Origin of the sequence: Nesterenkonia sandarakina (genome assembly GCF_014138825.1) — a bacterium.
Classification (GTDB): Bacteria; Actinomycetota; Actinomycetes; order Actinomycetales; family Micrococcaceae; genus Nesterenkonia; species Nesterenkonia sandarakina.
The window spans coordinates 321392-339172 of record NZ_JACJIH010000001.1 but is presented as its reverse complement, the minus strand read 5'-3'; the positions used below and the strand labels follow the sequence as shown (position 1 = coordinate 339172).

Here is a 17781-nt window from a genome sequence, read left to right as displayed (position 1 = left end):
ACCGGGCGCTCCGTGGTTCACCAGCGCTGCCGAGAGCCCGGTAGACCACATAACCTCCGGTAAAACGCTCGGTTAGGCTGGTCTGCATGGCGAAGTCTCCGCTGACCACCAACGCACCTCCGGAACCCGCCGGCGCCCGGGCTGACCCGAGCGGTGTGCGGCTGCGGACCCAGGTGCCGCTGCGCTGGGGTGATATGGACGCCTACGGGCATATCAACAACGTCGAGGTGCTGCGCCTGCTCGAAGAGGCCCGGATCCGGGCCTTCGGGGCCCCGGCGCATACCGGCAGCCCCGTCGGGGAACCCTTGGCTCCGCTGTTCAACGAGCTGCCCCGCCACGCGCAGGCGCTGGTGATCGAACATCGGGTGCGCTACCTCGCGAGCCTCGAGTACCGCGATGTCCCGGCGCAGATCGATGTCTGGGTGACCCAGCTCAAGGGCGCCGGTCTGACCCTGGCCTACGAGATCCGCGACGGCGTGGACGGAACCCGCTGCGTGATCGCCGAGACGCAGCTGGCCTTCTTCGACACCGAGGCCCACCGGCTGCTGCGGCTGAGCACCCAGCAGCGCGAACAGGCGGCGGCACACCAAGATCAATCACCCTTCCGCGGGGCCTGACCCGAGGCGACCGGGCTCCGGCTCCGAGGCGCAGGTGCTGTGCGCAGGGACCCGGTCAACGACAGTTTGCCCAATCGTGACCTGAGCCTGACCACGGAAATCCCAGATCAGATGGCCATGCCTGGTTACGATCTACCCCATGCTTCCCCGCGAACACCTTCCCCCTCGCGGCTCGGCAGGCACGCCCCCTCGGCGCAAGCACGCGTTCCGAGTCCTGGGGCTTGCGGCTGCCGCGCTGCTGATGACCGCTTGCAGCCCTGCCGTCTTTCATCCCGCCCCGGCGGGCAACGGCGAGTCCCACGCTGCGCCCGCCTTCGCGACGAACAACGGCCAGGCCATAACAGCTGAGCGAGAACAGGGCGGGGCAGAACAGAACACCGGTGGACCCGGGGAGGATGACGCCGTCGCACCCCTGCCTGCACTGGCGGCGGAGGTGAGCAACGTCCGGGAGACCCAACGCGAGGCGGTGGCCGAAGGCGCCTCCGACCTGGAAGCCGCCCACCAGGAACATCTGGCGCAGCTCGCCGCCGAAGAGGAACGACTCGAGCAGGAGCAGGCCCAGGCGGAGGCCGAGCTCGAGCGGCAGCGCCTTGAAGACCAGGCCGCCGAGGAGGCGGCCCAGGCCGAGGAGGAAGCAGCCGCCGAGCGCGAGGAGGATTCCGAAGCCGAAGCGCCCACCGAGGACACCCCCGCCCCGGACGCTCCGATCCCTGAGGAGCCGGCCCCGCAGGAGCCCGAGCAGACGCGGCCTGGGACCTCCTCGGACGCTCCCGTCTTCGCCGGGGACCTCGACCATTACCTGGAGCAGCTCGCCGAGCACCACCCCGGGGACATCTCGATCAGCGTGGCGGAGCTCGGCGGTCAGGCCCGGACAGGTTCCGCGGCGGGTGCAGAATCTCGGGTCAGCGCCAGCACCTATAAGGTCTTCGTCGCCTACGGGATCCTCAGCCGGGTGGAATCTTCAGAGATGGACTGGGACGACCCGATCGACGGCGGACGCGATCGCGCCACCTGCCTGAACGAGATGATCTCGGTCAGCGACAACCCCTGCGCAGACGTCTTCCGTGAGGAGATCGGCTGGGAGGGGCTGCGCGATATCGCCGCCGAGACCGGCGGCCCGGCCACGGACTTCATCCCGGCCTACGCGCGCACCTCCGCCAATGACCTCACCGCGTTCATGACCGCTCTGGAGTCTGGTGCGCTGAACCTCAGCCCGGAGAGCCGCTCGCGTCTGCTCGGGGCTCTGGAGTCCAACATCTTCCGCGAGGGCATCGGCGCGGGAAGCGCCGGCTCGGTGCTGAACAAGGTCGGCTTCATCGACGGCTACCTCAACGACACCGCGATCGTGCGCCACCCGCAGGGCACCTACGTGCTGAGCATCATGTCCGAGGGCTCAGACTGGAACGCGATCAGCGCCATCACTCGCGACATCGAGGCCGCCCTGTACTGAACCGCCAGCAAGGAATGACCAGCGCCGCGCCCCGGAACGGGCAGGCCCGGGCCGTGCCGGACCGCCGGGGCGTGCCGGACCAGTCCGGCCCGTCCCGGTGAGCCGTTGCGGCCTACTTGCGCTTGCGCTTCTCGCGCACCCGCATGGAGACCTCGATCGGGGAGCCGGTGAAGTCGAAGGTCTCACGCAGCCGACGCGTGATGTAGCGCCGGTAGCCCGGGTCCAGGAACCCGGTGGTGAAGAGCACGAAGCGCGGGGGCTTGGTGGAGGGCTGGGTGGCGAAGAGGATCCTGGGCTGCTTGCCGCCGCGGACCGGGTGCGGGTGGGCCGCCACGAGCTCGCCGAGGAACGCGTTGAGCCGACCCGTGGAGATCCGCCGTCCCCAGCTGGTCAGCGCGGTGTCCAGGGCGGGGGCGAGCTTGTCCTTGTGCCAACCGGTCAGCGCGGAGACGTTGACCCGCGGGGCCCAGGAGATGTGCGCCAGGTCTCGGGTGACTTCGCGCTCCAGGTAGTAGCGGCGCTCCTCATCCATCAGGTCCCACTTGTTGTACGCCACGACCAGGGCCCGGCCGGAGTCCACCGCCATCTGGATGATGCGAACATCCTGTTCCGAGACCGGCTCCTCCACTGAGAGCAGGACCACGGCGACCTCGGCCTTGTCCAGCGCCCGCTGGGTGCGCAGCATCGCGTAGTACTCGGAGCCCGAGGCCATATGCTGGCGACGTCGGATGCCCGCGGTGTCCACGAAGCGCCAGGTCTCCCCGCCGAGCTCGATGAACTCATCCACGGGGTCCATGGTGGTGCCGGCCACGGAGTCCACGACCACACGCTCGGATCCGGCCAGCTTGTTCAGCAGCGAGGACTTGCCCACATTGGGCCGTCCCACCAGTGCCACCCGGCGCGGTCCGCCAGCCGGGATCATGCCGCCGTGCTCGGCGAACTCAGGCAGCGCCTTCACGGCGGCGTCGAGCAGGTCACCGGTTCCGGTGCCGTGCAGCGCGGAGACCGGGTAGGGCTCCCCGAGTCCGAGGTTCCACAGACCGTAGACCTCGCTCATATGCGCCGGGGCATCGACCTTGTTCGCCACCAGCAGCACCGGCTTCTTCTTGCGCCGTAGCATCCGCACCACGGCCTCGTCCACGGCGGTGGCCCCGACCAGTCCGTCGACGACGAAGATCACCGCGTCGGCCTCGTCCACGGCCATCTCGGCCTGTTCGGCCACCCGCTTGTGCATGCCGCGGGCGTCCTGCTCCCAGCCGCCGGTGTCGACCAGGGTGAAGTCCTTGCCGTTCCACTCCGCCTCGTAGGAAACCCGGTCCCGGGTCACCCCGGGCACGTCTTCGACCACGGCCTCCTTGGAGCGGGTGATCCGGTTGACCAGCGTGGACTTGCCCACGTTGGGGCGACCGATCACGGCCAGCGCCGGTGGAGCCGCGACATAGGGCTCGTAGTCCTCATCGTCCTCGTCGAACTCCAGGACGGCGGCGTCTTCTTCGGCCAGCTCGTAGTCGGAGAGCCCGGCGCGCAGCGCCGCGGCACGCGCCTCGGCCTCCTCCTCGGTGATCGAGGCCAGACGTTCGGCCAGTCGATCGTCCTCCACGCTCGGAATGTATTCCGGGGAGTCGGAGGGATTGTTCTCAGCGTGATTCGCCACGGGATGCTCCTGCAGATGGGATCGAGAGGGGTTCATCGGAGACCTGTTCCACACGCTGGATCAGCGCGTCGATGGTCTCCTGAAAGGTCAGGTCCGAGGAGTCCAGCACGGCGACGCCGTCGGCTGCCTCGGTGAAGTTCGATGCGGTGGAGTCGCGGGTGTCGCGGTCGATCACCTGGCGGCGCAGCGCCTCGGCGGTCTCGGTGCCGCCCAGCTGGAGGCCGCGGCGGCGCAGCCGTGCCTCGGCGGAGGCGGTGAGCAGCACGCGCACCTGCGCGTCGGGGGCCACCACGGTGGTGATGTCTCGGCCCTCGGCGACGATGAAGCCGGCGTCGTCGATGATCCGACGCTGGGCGGCGATCAGCAGCGCCCGGGCAGGCCGGTTGGTCGCGATCTCGGAGACCCGCTCCGAGATCCGGGTCTCCCGGATCGCGGCGGTGACGTCGCTCTGTCCCACGGTGATGACCTGGTGCTCGGGGTCGGTGGAGATGGTCAGCGGCACCTCCTCCACGGCGACGGCGACGGCCTGCTCGTCGTCGAGGTCCACCCCCTGGGCCAGGCAGTACCAGGTGGCGGCGCGGTACATCGCCCCGGTGTCCAGATAGGCGGCGCCGAGCTGTCGAGCCACGGCGCGGCAGACGCTGGACTTTCCGGACCCTGAGGGTCCGTCCACCGCGATGATCAGGCGCTGTTCTTGACTCACGAGAGCACTACCTTCCATCCAAGTTCAGTCATGGCTTCGGCGAGCTCGTCTCGCCGTCCGGGGAGCACCGAGAGCTCCACCATGCCGACCTGGTGGCCGGCGGAGTGTTCCATGCGCAGGTCTTCCACGTTGACCCCGATGCTGGCCACATCGTTGAGCACAGCCGCGATCTGGCCTGGCTTGTCGTCGACGATCACGGTGAGCACCGCGAAGGACTGCGGCGGGGCGCCGTGCTTGCCAGGCACCCGGGTGACCCCGGAGTTGCCCTCGGCGATCAGCTGCGCGATGTCGGCCTGACCACCGGCGGCACGCGGGTCCTCCAGCGTACCGATCAGCCGTTCCATGTCCTCGCGCAGGCCGTAGAGGATCTCCACCACCGGGCGCGCGTTGGAGGAGAGGATCTGCACCCAGAGTCCCGGGTCCGAGGCGGCGATCCGGGTGACGTCGCGCAGACCGTTGCCGGCCAGCGCCAGCGCGGAGACCGGCGCGTCCTGGAGCCGCGAGGCCACCAGTGAGGCAGCGATCTGCGGCAGGTGCGAGATCAGCGCCACCGACTCGTCGTGTCGCACCGGATCCATCCGGTGCACGGTCGCCCCGAGTCGACGTCCGATCTCCTCGGCCCATTCCACGGCCGCCGGGGCGGAGAGCTGGTCCCCAGAGCTGGGGTCCGTCGCAGGACAGATCACCCAGGGCATGGAGGTGAAGAGCTCACCGCGCGCGGCCACCGGCCCGGACTTCTCGCGGCCCGCCATCGGGTGGGTGCCCACGTAGCGGGTCAGGTCGGCGCGGGTGAGCGCGGCGTCCTCGTCCTGGGCCAGGAGCAGCAGATGGTTCAGGATCTCGGCCTTGGTGGAGGCGATGTCGAGCACCACGGCCTCTGGGAAACGCACCAGGGCGGCCGCGACCTCCCCGGCGGTGGCCTCCGGGGGCGCCGCGACGATGACGATCTCCGGGGTGGTCTGCGCGGAGGTCCGCTCGAGCAACGTGCCGGCACCGATGTCCGCGGCGATGGCCTGGGCGGTGGGTGAGGGGTCAGAGAGCAGCACCTTGTGCCCATCGGCGCGCAGGCCCAGCCCGATGCTGGCCCCGAGCAGACCGGTGCCGCGGATCAGCACGGTCGGGGTCTGGCGCACGCTGGCCGGGGTGGCGGCGAGCAGGTTCATCGCGGACCGCCCTCACCGTGGCGGGAGCCGCCGACATCACCGTGGCGGGAGCCGCCGACATCACCGTGGCGGGAGTCGTCGCCGGAGCTGCCGGGCACATCCCGGCTGGTCAGCTCGAGCAGGTGGCCCAGCTCGAGTCGGCCCAGCGGGCGCACGGTGCCCTGCTGCTGGTCTCCGATGGTGATCTCGCCCAGGGCGGTGCGCACCAAGCGCAGCACCGGGTGGCCGACGTGGTCGAAGATCCGGCGCACGATCCGGTTGCGCCCGGAGTGCAGGGTCACCTGGATCATGGTGCGCCGGCCGTCGCTGCCCAGCTGCCGGTAGTCATCCACCGCGATCGGCCCGTCCTCGAGCTCGATCCCGGCGCGCAGCTTCTTGCCGACCTCTTTGAACACCGGCCCGGCGACCTCGACCACGTAGGTCTTGGGCACCTCGTAGGAGGGGTGGGTGAGCCTGTTGGCCAGCTCGCCGTCGTTGGTGAGCAGCAGCAGTCCTTCGGTCTCGGCGTCGAGCCGGCCGACGTGGAAGAGCCGGGCGGCCTTCATCTCCTCGGTGAGGTAGTCATTGATGCAGGGGCGGCCGTGGGGATCCGACATGGTGGTGACCACGCCTGCGGGCTTGTTGAACATCACATACTGATGTTCCACGCTGAGCTGTATCCGCACGCCGTCCACGTGGATGGCGACCTTCTCGGGCTGCACCCGGATGCCGGGTTCGATGATGACCTTGCCGTCCACGGCGACCCGGCCCTCGGAGATCAGCGCCTCGCAGACCCGGCGGGAGGCGACCCCTGCCTGGGCGAGGACCTTCTGCAGCCGCACGCCCTCGGGGTCGTGGACTTCGGCGAAGTTCTCCTCGGCCTCGTCCCGGCGCGGCTTGGCGCGGCGAGGACCGGTGGAGATCATCCGCTGCGGGTCCTCGGAGGAGAACGGTCCCCCGGTCTGACCGGCCTTCGGGGTGCGGGCTGCGGTGGCTGCACGCGGCTCGCGCCGCTGCGCCTCGCGCGCGCGGCGGTCTGGGCCCGAAGATTTCATGGTCTCCATTCTATGGGGAGTGTCCAATCCGGAACGCCACTCAGCTTTCGCCCTCGAGCTCCCCTGCTGCCTCGATCCCCGGCAGGTGCGGGGAGAGCTGCGGAAGCTCCTGCACGGAGTTGATCCCGAGCCTTTCCAGCAGGTCAGCGGTGGTCACATACAGCGTGGCGCCGGTGAGCGGATCGGTGCCTGCGGTGTCCACCAGACCGCGGGTGACCAGGGTGCGCACGACCGAATCAACGTTGACGCCGCGGATCGCGGCCACCTGGGAACGTGCCACCGGCTGCCGGTAGGCGATCACCGCCAGAGTCTCCAGCGCGGCCTGGGAGAGCCGGGTGGTGGCCCCGCCCAGGACGAAGGCGGAGACCTGCTCGGCGTAGTCGGCCCGCGAGTAGTAGCGGTACCCTCCGGCGATCTCGCGCAGCTCATAGCCGCGACGCCGGGATCCCTCGCTGATCCCGTCGATGTCCAGTCGCAGCGCGTCGAGCACCGCGATGACCTGGTGTTCGGGGATCTCGAGCACTTGTGCGAGTTCCACCGCGGAGACCGGCTCCTCGGTGATCATCAGCACCGCCTCGGCGGCGGCGAGCAGGTCCTCGCTGATCGGCTCAGCCACTCTCGGGGTTCTCCTTCTCTGGCTCTGCCCATTCCGCCGCGGCCCGATCCAGCGCCGCGATGCTTCCGGTGGCGGGCCCGGACCAGATCACGCGCAGCTCCCCCAGCGGCGCCTCCTGCTCGAAGCTGACGTCGCGGTCGCGGTAGAGCTCCAGCAGACCCAGGAACCGGACGACGACGACGAGCCGGCTCTCGGCCTCACGGATCAGCTCGGTGAAGCTCAGTTCGCCGGCCTCGCGCAGCAGGGCGGTCATGACCGCCATCTCAGCTCGGATGTCCACCGCGTGGGAGTGCAGATGCTCGAACCGGATGTGGTCCGGTTCCATCTCCGGCCGGGCGAAGGCATGCTCGGCGATGACCTTCAGATCCTCCGGGGTGGTCTTGAAGACCAGCTCCGGGAGCAGCCGGGTCAGTTCCGGGTGGGTGCCGGGCTGACGGGGGAACCGGTCCGAGTGCGTCTGGATCTGCTCGGCGATATGCCCGGCGATGTGCTTGAACGCCCGGTATTGCAGCAGCCTTGCGAAGAGCAGGTCACGGGCCTCCAGGGCGGCGATGTCCTCCTCGGACTCGACCTCCCCGCCGGGCAGCAGCTGGGCGGCCTTGAGGTCCAATAAGGTGGCCGCCACCAGGATGAAGTTCGAGGACTCATCCAGCGCCTGGTGATGCGAGAGTCCCCGCACATAGCTGATGAACTCATCGGTGACCGCGGAGATCGCGACCGCGGTGACGTCCATCTCGCGCTTGGCGATCAGCCCGAGCAGCAGGTCGAAGGGTCCGTCGAAGTTCTCCAGGGAGACCGTGAACCCCGTGGCGCTGGCCTCAGGCCCGGCATCTGCCGCGGCGCCCTCCGGACCCGCGGCTGCTTCGGCATCGATGAGCGCCGCGGCGCCTGCTGCCGGGTCCGCCACTAGGGCGAACCACCTCGGAGGATCAGCTCACGGGCCAGCTGCCGGTAGGCCTTGGCGCCCTCGTGCTTGCGGGCGTAGGCGGTGATCGGTTCGGCGGCGACGGTGGCGTCGGGGAACTTCACGGAGCGTTTGATCACCGTTTCGAAGACCTTCTCACCGAAGGCCTCGACGATCCTGGCGATCACCTCGCGGGCATGCAGGGTGCGCAGGTCCACCATGGTGACCACCACGCCGTCGATCTCCAGGTCCGGGTTCAGCCGGTCCTGGACCTTCTCGATGGTGTCCACCAGCAGCGCGACGGCGCGCAGCGCGAAGTACTCCGCCTCCAGCGGGATCACCACGCCGTGCGCCGCGGTCAGGGCGTTGACCGTGAGCAGCCCCAGCGAGGGCTGGCAGTCGATGATGATGACGTCGTAGTCGTTGCGGACCTGGCGCAGCGCGCGGTCCAGGACCTGCTCCCGGGCCACCTCGTTGACCAGCTGGACCTCTGCGGCGGAGAGGTCGATGTTGGCGGGGAGCAGATCGACGTTCTCCACATGGGTGGAGACGATCGCGTCGCGGGTCGTGACCTCGCGCTCCATGAGCACGTTGTAGACGGTGGTCTCCAGCTCATGGGGGCTGGTGCCGAATCCCGCGGAGAGCGCACCCTGCGGGTCGAAGTCCACCATCAGCACGCGGCGGCCGTATTCGGCGAGCGCGGCGCCGAGGTTGATCGCGGAGGTGGTCTTGCCCACTCCGCCCTTCTGGTTGACCATGGCGATCACGCGAGCGGGGCCGTGGCTGCTCAGCGGAGCCGGATCGGCGAACTCATGCTTGGGCCGGCCCGTGGGGCCCATGATCGCGTCGCCGTAGATGGTGAAGAGTTCGGTCGGCTGCTCGCTGCTCGACTCGCTGCCTTCCCGGTCAGGCGTTTCGCCCATCCGGGCACCCGGCTCGATCACGTGATTCCTCAACTTCCTCCTGCGGACAGCAACTTATCCAGGTTACCCCGTGTGATCATCGAGGCAAGATGCGCAGGCCAAGTAGCACTCGAAGGTTCGCGCCGGCCCCGGGCGGGTGGGCGACGGCCGCGCAGCTGAACCGTTCAGACGCCCCGCTTCGGGACTCAGGCGCACCCGTCTGCGGAGTCACGCGCACCTGCTTGGGGACTCAGGTCCCGCCGTCGCCGGTGGCGGCGCGGCCGGACCGGCGCCCGGCCAGCGGCACCCGCCAGCCACGCTTGAGCGAGATCATGCGCAGTGCGAAGACCAGGCTGGAGACCACCAGGCCGGCCCAGATCAGCGGCAGCTCGTAGCTGAGCACGATGACCATCAGCCCGGCACCGAACATCGCAGGCACCGCATACACACCGCGCGGGTTGAAGATCTGCGGGGTCTCGTTGGCCACCACGTCGCGCATCGCCCCGCCACCCACGGCGGTGGTGACCCCGAGCAGCACGCAGGCGATCTCGTTGAGCCCGGCATTATACGCGATCACTGTGCCGGTGAGGCAGAACAGCGAGAGTCCTACGGCGTCGAAGACCAGCAGCGTCCGCCGGAGTCGGGTCTCATGGAGCAGCCCGGTGAGCACCAGGACCACCGCCACCAGCACCGGGGCCAGGTAGATCGGCTGTGAGAACGCGGCCGGGGTGCCCTCCCCGATGATGATGTCCCGGGTCACACCCCCGCCCAGGCCCGCCATCGAGGCCAGCAGCAGCGAGCCGACCACGTCGAATCCCTTGCGAGCAGCGAGCAGCGCACCGGAGACGGCGAAGGCGAAGGTGCCCAGCAGCTCCACAGCCAACAGCGCGAGGTCCATACTCTCCCCCTGCGCCAGCCGGTGAGCGGCTGCGCGTGACAGGTCCGCGGCGCTCGAGCGCGGCGGGACTTCTTCGACGCACGATCGAGCGCCGCGGACAAGCCTACCGCCGGGGGCGCAGCACCGGGATCAGGTCCTCAAGCACCGAGGCGTCCTCGATGGTGGAAGGCACCCGCGCCTGCTCGCCGTCGGCGATCTGGCGCATCGTCTTGCGCAGGATCTTGCCCGAACGGGTCTTCGGCAGCGCGGCGACCACCGCCACCGTTTTGAAATCGGCCACCGGGCCGATGTCTCGGCGCACCAGCTCGGTCAGCTCGGACTGCAGCGTCTTGGGGTCATCGGTGCGGCCGGACTTGAGCACCACGAACCCGGAGGCGCGCTGCCCCTTGAGCTCGTCCTGCAGCCCGATCACCGCGCATTCGGCCACCGCGGGATGGGAAGCGACGACCGCTTCGATGGCCCCGGCCGAGAGCCGGTGTCCAGCCACGTTGATCACGTCATCGGTGCGACCCATGACGAAGAGATAGCCGTCTGCATCCAGGTACCCGGAGTCCCCGGTGGTGTAGAAACCGGGAAAGGCTGCGAGGTAGGAGTCGATGTAGCGCTGGTCATCTCCCCACAGGGTGGGCAGGGTGCCCGGGGGCATGGGCAGGCGTAGCGCGATGTTGCCCTCCTGCCCCGCCGGGAGCTCCTCCCCGGCGGCGTCGAGGATCACCACGTCGTAGCCGGCCATCGGGACCGTGGCGGAGCCTTCCTTCACCGGGAGCGCCTCGATCCCGACCGGATTCGCCGCGATCGGCCAGCCGGTCTCGGTCTGCCACCAGTTGTCGATCACCGGGACTCCCAGCGCATCGGTGATCCAGCGCTGGGTGACCGGGTCCAGCCGCTCCCCCGCAGCATAGAGATGACGCAGCGAGGAGATGTCATAGTCAGCCACCAGGGCCGCCTCCGGGTCGGTCTTGCGGATCGCGCGCAGGGCGGTGGGAGCGGTGAACAGCGCGGTGATCCGGTGCTGCTGGATCATCCGCCAGAACGCGCCGGCATCGGGGGTGCCCACCGGCTTGCCCTCGTAGAGCACCGTGGTGGCCCCGACCAGCAGCGGCCCATAGACGATGAACGAGTGCCCGACCACCCATCCGACGTCGGAGGCGGTGAGCATGGTCTCCCCCGGGCCGACGTCGTAGATGGCCTGCATCGACCAGGTCAGCGCGACGGCGGTGCCTCCCTGATCCCGGACCACGCCCTTGGGCCGCCCGGTGGTCCCGGAGGTGTAGAGGATGTAGAGCGGGTCGGTGGCGCGCACCACGACCGGCGCGGCGGGCTCGGCCCGGGCGGACAGCCCGGCCCAGTCGTGCCAGTCCGCCGGAGAAGTGACGCTGGCGTCGGTGTTCGGGTCGGTGTTCGAGCCGGTGTTCGAGATGGCGCTTGCGCTCGCGTTCGAGCCGGCCGCGAACTCCTCGCGGCTGTGGGCGAAGCCCTCGCGGGCCTGCACCACCACGTGCCGGACCTGATGGGAGGCCAGGCGCAGCGCCTCGTCCACGGTGGGCAGGTACTCCACCTTGCGGGTGGGCTCGATCCCTCCGGTGGCGGTCAGCACGACGTCGGGTGAGGCGTCGTCGATCCGGGAGGCCAGCTCCTTCGCAGCGAATCCGCCGAAGACCACTGAGTGCACCGCCCCGATCCGCGCGCAGGCGAGCATCGCAATGGGTGCCTGCGGGATCATCGGCAGGTAGATGATGACCCGGTCCCCCGCCGCCACCCCCAGCTCGCGGAGCATCCCGGCGCACTGGGCCACCTCGTGGGTCAGCTCGGTGTAGCTGTAGCTGCGCACGGTTCCGGTGACTGCGGAGTCATAGATCAGCGCGGTCTGATCACCACGCCCGGCCTGCACATGGCGGTCCAGACAGTTGTAGCTCAGGTTCAGCTCTGCCTCGGGGAACCAGCGGTAGATCGGTGCCGCTGAGTCATCGACCGCTCGCAGGGGCTCCCGGTCCCAATGGACCTGCTCTGCGGCGGCGAGCCAGAACTCTTCACGCTGAGCCAATGAACGTGCGTGCAGCTCGCGGTAGGACGGACCGGTCATGGGAGTGCTCCTGCTCATCGGCGGGGATGCGTGACAAGTTCCAGGGTATGAGCTGAATCACAACAGGTAAACCCCTCTGTATACAGAATCGTGGAACTTTCCTGATTTTCCGGCAGATGACTGCACAGAAGTCCCTCTGCTGTATACACTCGAGTTATGCGTGCCAGCGATCGTGCCTACAACACTCTGCGGCAGGAGATCCTTGACGGGGAGCTGACCCCGGGGACCCTGCTCGGTGAGGTCGATCAGGCCGAACGGCTGGGCCTCTCCCGTACGCCGCTGCGCGAGGCGCTGTCCCGGCTGATCGCGGACGGGCTCGCTGACCAGGCCAAAGGGCGCGGCACGGTGGTCAGCTCGATCTCCACGACCGACGTGGATCTGCTCTTCGAGCTGCGCCTCCCGCTGGAGGTCCAATCTGCCCGCCTCGCCGCCGAGCGCGGGGACCCGGCGCGCTTCACCGCCCTCGCGGAACGCTTCGCCGCCGCAGAGAAGGACCTGCGCGCGCGCCCCCGAGACCGGGATCACACCGAGGAGGACAAGCTCTACTATGAGCTCACCGAGGAGCTCGATGAGGCAGTCTCTGAGGCTGTGGACAATCCCTATCTGAGCCACACCCTGCGCAGCATGCGCGCCCATCTGGTCCGCGCCCGCCGGCTGGCCCAGCACGAGCCCGAGCGGCTCGCCGCCTCAGCCCGCGAGCACCTGGAGGTCTGCGCCGCCATCGCCTCGGGGGATGCCGAGACCGCTGGAGCCGCGATGCTGATCCACCTGCGCCGCAGCCTTGCCTACATCACTGCCCAGCACGAGACGGCCCCCCTGCCGTCACCCAGCAGCACCGAATCCTGACGCCGAATCGAGAGGAACCACCAGCATGATCTCCCACCACGTCCGGGTCTACCGCAGCGACGAGAACCTTTCCCGGGCCGACCAGCTCGCCTGGAAGATCGCCCGGGTCGCCGTCGACCCGGTGGAGGTCGATCCCGAGGTCACCGAGATGGTGATCAACCGGATCATCGACAACGCCTCCGTGGCGGTGGCCTCGCTGAACCGCGCCCCGATCATCGCCGCCCGCGCCCAGGCGTTGGACCACTCGGTCTCTGCCAACGGCTCCGGAGCCTCCATCTTCGGCATCGAGACCAGGTCCAGCCCCGAGTGGGCGGCATGGGCCAATGGCGTCGCAGTCCGTGAACTGGACTACCACGACACCTTCCTGGCCGCCGAGTACTCCCACCCTGGAGACAACATCCCCGCCGTCCTCGCCGTGGCCCAGCACACCGGCGCCTCCGGTGCGGAGCTGATCCGCGGGATCGCCACCGGCTACGAGATCCAGGTGGACCTGGTGAAGGCGATCTCGCTGCACAAGCACAAGATCGACCATGTCGCCCACCTCGGGCCCTCCGCCGCCGCCGGCATCGGCACCCTGCTGAACCTCGACGCCGAGACGATCTTCCAGGCCGTGGGCCAGGCGCTGCACACCACCACCGCCACCCGGCAGTCCCGCAAGGGCGAGATCTCCACCTGGAAGGCCCACGCCCCGGCCTTCGCCGCGAAGATGGCGGTCGAAGCGGTGGACCGGGCGATGCGCGGTCAGACCTCTCCGGTGCCGATCTACGAGGGCGAGGACGGGGTCATCGCCTGGCTGCTCGACGGGCCGGAGGCCTCCTACCAGGTCCCGCTGCCCGAGCGCGGGGAGTCCAAGCGCGCGATCCTGGACACCTACACCAAGGAGCACTCCGCGGAGTACCAGGCGCAGGCCTGGATCGACCTCGCCCGCCGGCTGCACAACGCCCACCCCGAGGCCACCGATCCGGCCCAGGTGGAGTCGGTGCTGATCCGCACCAGCCACCACACGCACTATGTGATCGGCTCCGGAGCGAACGACCCGCAGAAATACGATCCCACCGCGTCGCGGGAGACGCTGGATCACTCCATCCCGTATATCTTCACCGTCGCGCTGCAGGACGGCGCCTGGCACCACGTGGACTCCTACACCCCGGAGCGCGCCCAGCGCGAGGACACCGTGGCCCTGTGGCACAAGGTCACCACCGAGGAGGACCCGGAGTGGACCCGGCGGTATCACTCCACGGATATCGCGGAGAAGGCCTTCGGCGGATCCGTGGAGATCCGACTGCGCAACGGTGAGGTGATCACCGATGAGATCGCCGTCGCCGATGCCCACCCGCTGGGCGCGCGGCCCTTCGCGCGGGAACAGTACATCGCCAAGTTCCGCACCCTGGCAGAACCGGTGATCGCCGAGGCCGAGATCGCACGATTCCTGGGCGCCGTGGAGAGCCTCGAGACGCTCGCCGCGGGTGAGCTGGATCAGCTCAACATCCTCGCGGCCACCGGGGTCATCCACCCCTCCGCCGGACCGAAGGGACTGTTCTAGGCCATGTTGTACTCCACCATCACCCCGGCGCAGAAGCGGATCGACCTGCGCGCCATGCTCACCCCCGGGGCGGCGCGCCAGTTCCCGGGCACCTTCACCCCGCTCTCGGCGCCCCTGATCGAACAGAAGGGCTTCGACGGGATCTACATCTCCGGCGCGGTGTTGGCCAATGAGCTGGGTCTGCCCGACATCGGGCTGACCACGCTCAGCGAGGTCGCCCAGCGGGCCGGTCAGATCGCCCGCGCCACGAACCTCCCGGCCCTGGTCGACGCGGACACCGGATTCGGGGAACCGATGAACGTGGCCCGTTCGGTCCAGGAGCTTGAGGACGCCGGGCTGGCGGGCTGCCACATCGAGGATCAGTTCAATCCCAAGCGCTGCGGACACCTGGACGGGAAGAACCTGGTGGACCTGCAGACCGCGACCCAGCGGGTGGCCGCTGCCGCCCGCGGACGCCGCGATCAGAACTTCCTGATCATGGCGCGCACCGATCTGCGCGCCGTCGAGGGTCTCGACGCTGCGATCGACCGGGCCAAGGCCCTGGTCGACGCCGGGGCCGACGCGATCTTCCCGGAGGCCATGAAGGACCTCAGCGAGTTCGCCGCGGTCTGTGAGGCGGTGGATGTCCCGGTGCTCGCGAACATGACCGAGTTCGGGAAGTCTCCGCTGTTCACCCGGGCCGAGCTGGCCGAGACCGGTGTGGCGATGGTGATCTACCCGGTGACCTCGCTGCGCACCGCGATGGGCGCGATCGAACGCACCCTGGACGTCTTGGCCGCTGAAGGTTCCCAGCAGGCGGCGGTGGATCAGATGATGACCCGGGCACGGCTCTACGAATTGGTGGACTACGAGGGGTACAACGCCTTCGACACCGGGATCTTCAACTTCGACGTCCCGGACGCCCACGGCACAAAGCACTGAACACCCTGCAATGACCCTAAGGAGGTCACTGATGACCGAAGAGATCCACAAGGGGCTGGCGGGTGTGGTCGCTGATCACACCGCCGTCTCGAAGGTGAACCCCGAATCCAACTCGTTGCTCTACCGGGGATACCCGGTCCAGCAGCTCGCCGCCGAGCTGGCCTTCGAGGAGGTGGCGCTGCTGCTCTGGAACGGGGAGCTCCCCGATGCGGCGCAGAAGGAGGAGTTCCGCGCCTTCGAACGCTCACACCGCGCGCTGGATCCTCGGGTGAAGTCAGCGATCGACCTGCTGCCCCTGGACTGTCACCCGATGGACGTGGGACGCACCGCGGTCTCGGTCCTGGGTGCGAACCATCCGCTCTCCGAGGACTCCTCCCCGGAGGCGGAGCTGACCAAGGCCAAGGAGCTCTTCGCCGCGTTCCCGGCCGTGGTCGCCTATGACCAGCGCCGACGTCGTCAGCTTCAGCTCGTCGAGCCGCGGGAGGATCTGGACTACTCGCAGAACTTCCTCTGGATGACCTTCGGCGAGGAGGCCCCCGAGGAGGTGGTCGACGCCTTCCGGGTCTCGATGGTGCTCTACGCCGAGCATTCCTTCAACGCGTCCACCTTCACCGCGCGGGTGGTGACCTCCACGCTGGCGGATCTGCACTCAGCGGTCACCGCCGCGATCGGCGCGCTGAAGGGTCCGCTGCACGGCGGCGCCAATGAGGCGGTGATGCATACCTTCGAGGAGATCGGCATCAACCCGGCCGAGACCCGGGAGGACGCCGCAGCCCGGGCCAAGGCATGGATGGAACAGGCCCTGGCGGAGAAGCGCAAGGTGATGGGCTTCGGACACCGGGTGTATAAGTCCGGCGACTCCCGGGTGCCCACCATGAAGCAGGCCCTGGACGCGATGGTCGACTACTACGGCCGCGGCGAGCTGATGGGCCTCTACGACGGCCTCGAGGCCGCGATGGGCGAGGCGAAGAACATTCTGCCCAACCTGGACTACCCCGCCGGGCCGACCTATCACCTGATGGGCTTCGACACCGAGATGTTCACCCCGCTGTTCATCGCCGCCCGGATCACGGGCTGGACGGCGCATATCGCCGAGCAGCGCGCGAACAACGCGCTGATCCGCCCGCTGAGCGCCTATAACGGCCCGGAGGAGCGCCACCTCTGAGGCTTGGCCGGATTTCGAGTCCGCTCCGCATCCGTGGGGCGCAGACAGGTGGAATGGCGCACGCAGCGGCCGGAATTCCACCCGTTTGCGCCCCACGGATGGCGGCGGTCCCGTGGGAGACCGCTCAGCGGGAGCGGACTCAGCGGGAGTGAGCCCAGGAGGGCCCGCTCAGCGGGCGCGCGGGTGGGCGATGGCGTAGCTCTCCTGCAGCGCCTCCGCGGTGACCTTGGTGTAGATCTGCGTGGTGGTCACGGAGGCGTGGCCGAGCATCTCTTGGACCAGCCGGATCCCGGCACCGCCTTCGAGCAGGTGGGTCGCGCAGGAGTGGCGCAGCGTATGCGGGGAGACCTCCTGGGCGATCTCCGCGGCGGCGGCGTGGGTCTGCAGCACGGTCCAGGCCGACTGCCGGGAGAGCCTGCCGCCGAGCTTGTTCAAGAACAGCCCGGGCGACGGCGCGCGGCGCCCGATCTTCGCGGCAAGGCCCGGCCGGCCGGCGGTGAGATAGTCGTTGATCGCCCGCTGCGCGTAGCGCCCCACCGGGACCATCCGCTGCTTGTTTCCCTTGCCGGTCACCCGCACGATCACCAGCCCGTCCGCCGCGCTGGAGCCTGCAGATGAGTCTGAATCCGCGGCGGCTTCAGGTCCCGCCGCGGCTGCGCCCGGCGTCGTCGTCGCACTGTCCCCGTCCGGGGCGGCACGGATCTCGTGGATGTCGTCGACGTCCAGGCTCACCGCCTCGGTGATGCGTGCCCCGGTGGCGTAGAGGAACTCCAGCAGCGCCCGGTCGCGGCGGCCCAGCTCGGTGTCGCGGCTGGGGGCATCGAGCAGACGCTGCACCTCATCCACGCTGAGCGCCTTGGGCAGGGACTGGCGGGGCTTGGGGGCGGCCACATGTTTGGCCGGGTCATGGGTGGTCCGGCCCTCCCCCGCCCAGTAGCGATGGGCGCCGCGCACAGAGGCCAGCACGCGGGCCATCGACCGCTGGGACAGGGCCGAGCCGCCGTCGTCGCCGGTGCTCAGTCGGTGCAGGAAGTCTGCGATCAGGGTCTCGTCGATGGTGCGCAGCTCGGTGATCCCACGCTCGAGCAGGAACGCGCCGTAGCGCAGCAGGTCGTTGCGGTAGGAGCTCAGCGTGTTCGCCGCGGACCCGCGCTCGATCCGCAGGTGGGTGAGGTAGTCCTCGATCTCTGGGCCTACTGACGAGGACGGCACCTCCGCGCGTCGCTGGAGGTGCCGTTCCCGTGCCTGCTCAGGAGCGGGGTTGCCGCCCTGGGTGGCCATG

Annotated in this window: 16 protein-coding genes; 6 read left to right on the top strand and 10 right to left on the bottom strand. The window is 69.1% G+C overall.

Translation table 11 applies throughout. From position 1 onward, the window contains the following. The first annotated feature begins 86 nt into the window (after window positions 1-86). Window positions 87-617, top strand: coding sequence for an acyl-CoA thioesterase (locus HNR24_RS01545; RefSeq protein ID WP_182494800.1), 531 nt, complete (start codon window positions 87-89; stop codon window positions 615-617). A gap of 139 nt (window positions 618-756) precedes the next feature. Next, window positions 757-2067 (top strand): serine hydrolase, encoded by a 1311-nt coding sequence (locus tag HNR24_RS01540; RefSeq protein ID WP_182494799.1) that lies wholly within the window; start codon window positions 757-759, stop codon window positions 2065-2067. Window positions 2068-2179: 112 nt separating this feature from the next. On the opposite strand, the gene der is transcribed toward HNR24_RS01540, so the two are convergent. The 9 genes from der to HNR24_RS01495 all read right to left on the bottom strand — a co-directional run bounded on the left by der (window position 2180) and on the right by HNR24_RS01495 (window position 12024). Beyond that, entirely contained in the window at window positions 2180-3676 is a 1497-nt protein-coding gene (gene der, locus HNR24_RS01535) for a ribosome biogenesis GTPase Der (RefSeq protein WP_375139286.1), read from the bottom strand. 28 nt (window positions 3677-3704) lie between these two features. Continuing rightward, window positions 3705-4442 carry a (d)CMP kinase gene (gene cmk, locus HNR24_RS01530; protein ID WP_182494798.1) on the bottom strand — a complete coding sequence of 246 codons (738 nt, stop codon included), beginning with the start codon at window positions 4440-4442 and terminating at the stop codon, window positions 3705-3707. After that, the gene (locus tag HNR24_RS01525; RefSeq protein ID WP_058888911.1) at window positions 4421-5587 is read right to left on the bottom strand and encodes a prephenate dehydrogenase; all 1167 of its coding nucleotides are present in this window, start codon (window positions 5585-5587) and stop codon (window positions 4421-4423) included. The genes cmk and HNR24_RS01525 overlap by 22 nt, the downstream gene beginning before the upstream one ends. Next, on the bottom strand, window positions 5584-6621 hold the full coding sequence (locus tag HNR24_RS01520) for a pseudouridine synthase (RefSeq protein WP_259392386.1): 1038 nt from the start codon (window positions 6619-6621) through the stop codon (window positions 5584-5586). The genes HNR24_RS01525 and HNR24_RS01520 overlap by 4 nt, the downstream gene beginning before the upstream one ends. Window positions 6622-6661: 40 nt before the next feature. Further along, entirely contained in the window at window positions 6662-7237 is a 576-nt protein-coding gene (gene scpB, locus HNR24_RS01515) for an SMC-Scp complex subunit ScpB (protein ID WP_182494796.1), read from the bottom strand. Continuing rightward, complete coding sequence (locus tag HNR24_RS01510) at window positions 7230-8144, bottom strand: segregation and condensation protein A (protein ID WP_310735363.1); 915 nt, start codon at window positions 8142-8144, stop codon at window positions 7230-7232. The genes scpB and HNR24_RS01510 overlap by 8 nt, the downstream gene beginning before the upstream one ends. Continuing rightward, on the bottom strand, window positions 8144-8980 hold the full coding sequence (locus HNR24_RS01505) for a ParA family protein (RefSeq protein WP_246310681.1): 837 nt from the start codon (window positions 8978-8980) through the stop codon (window positions 8144-8146). The genes HNR24_RS01510 and HNR24_RS01505 overlap by 1 nt, the downstream gene beginning before the upstream one ends. A gap of 313 nt (window positions 8981-9293) precedes the next feature. Continuing rightward, the gene (locus tag HNR24_RS01500; RefSeq protein WP_182494795.1) at window positions 9294-9941 is read right to left on the bottom strand and encodes a trimeric intracellular cation channel family protein; all 648 of its coding nucleotides are present in this window, start codon (window positions 9939-9941) and stop codon (window positions 9294-9296) included. 103 nt (window positions 9942-10044) lie between these two features. Further along, window positions 10045-12024: an AMP-binding protein gene (locus HNR24_RS01495; RefSeq protein WP_182494794.1), complete on the bottom strand. Its 1980-nt coding sequence runs from the start codon at window positions 12022-12024 to the stop codon at window positions 10045-10047. A gap of 156 nt (window positions 12025-12180) precedes the next feature. Here HNR24_RS01495 and HNR24_RS01490 point away from each other — a divergent pair, with 156 nt between their 5' ends. The 4 genes from HNR24_RS01490 to HNR24_RS01475 are packed head-to-tail and all read left to right on the top strand — an operon-like array spanning window position 12181 to window position 16499. Continuing rightward, window positions 12181-12870 (top strand): GntR family transcriptional regulator, encoded by a 690-nt coding sequence (locus tag HNR24_RS01490; RefSeq protein ID WP_182494793.1) that lies wholly within the window; start codon window positions 12181-12183, stop codon window positions 12868-12870. A gap of 25 nt (window positions 12871-12895) precedes the next feature. After that, complete coding sequence (locus HNR24_RS01485) at window positions 12896-14413, top strand: MmgE/PrpD family protein (protein WP_182494792.1); 1518 nt, start codon at window positions 12896-12898, stop codon at window positions 14411-14413. Window positions 14414-14416: 3 nt separating this feature from the next. After that, the gene (gene prpB, locus HNR24_RS01480; protein ID WP_182494791.1) at window positions 14417-15334 is read left to right on the top strand and encodes a methylisocitrate lyase; all 918 of its coding nucleotides are present in this window, start codon (window positions 14417-14419) and stop codon (window positions 15332-15334) included. 31 nt (window positions 15335-15365) lie between these two features. Continuing rightward, window positions 15366-16499: a bifunctional 2-methylcitrate synthase/citrate synthase gene (locus HNR24_RS01475; protein WP_182494790.1), complete on the top strand. Its 1134-nt coding sequence runs from the start codon at window positions 15366-15368 to the stop codon at window positions 16497-16499. A gap of 168 nt (window positions 16500-16667) precedes the next feature. On the opposite strand, the gene HNR24_RS14200 is transcribed toward HNR24_RS01475, so the two are convergent. Continuing rightward, window positions 16668-17780 carry a site-specific tyrosine recombinase XerD gene (locus tag HNR24_RS14200; RefSeq protein WP_058888902.1) on the bottom strand — a complete coding sequence of 371 codons (1113 nt, stop codon included), beginning with the start codon at window positions 17778-17780 and terminating at the stop codon, window positions 16668-16670. Window position 17781 lies beyond the last annotated feature (1 nt).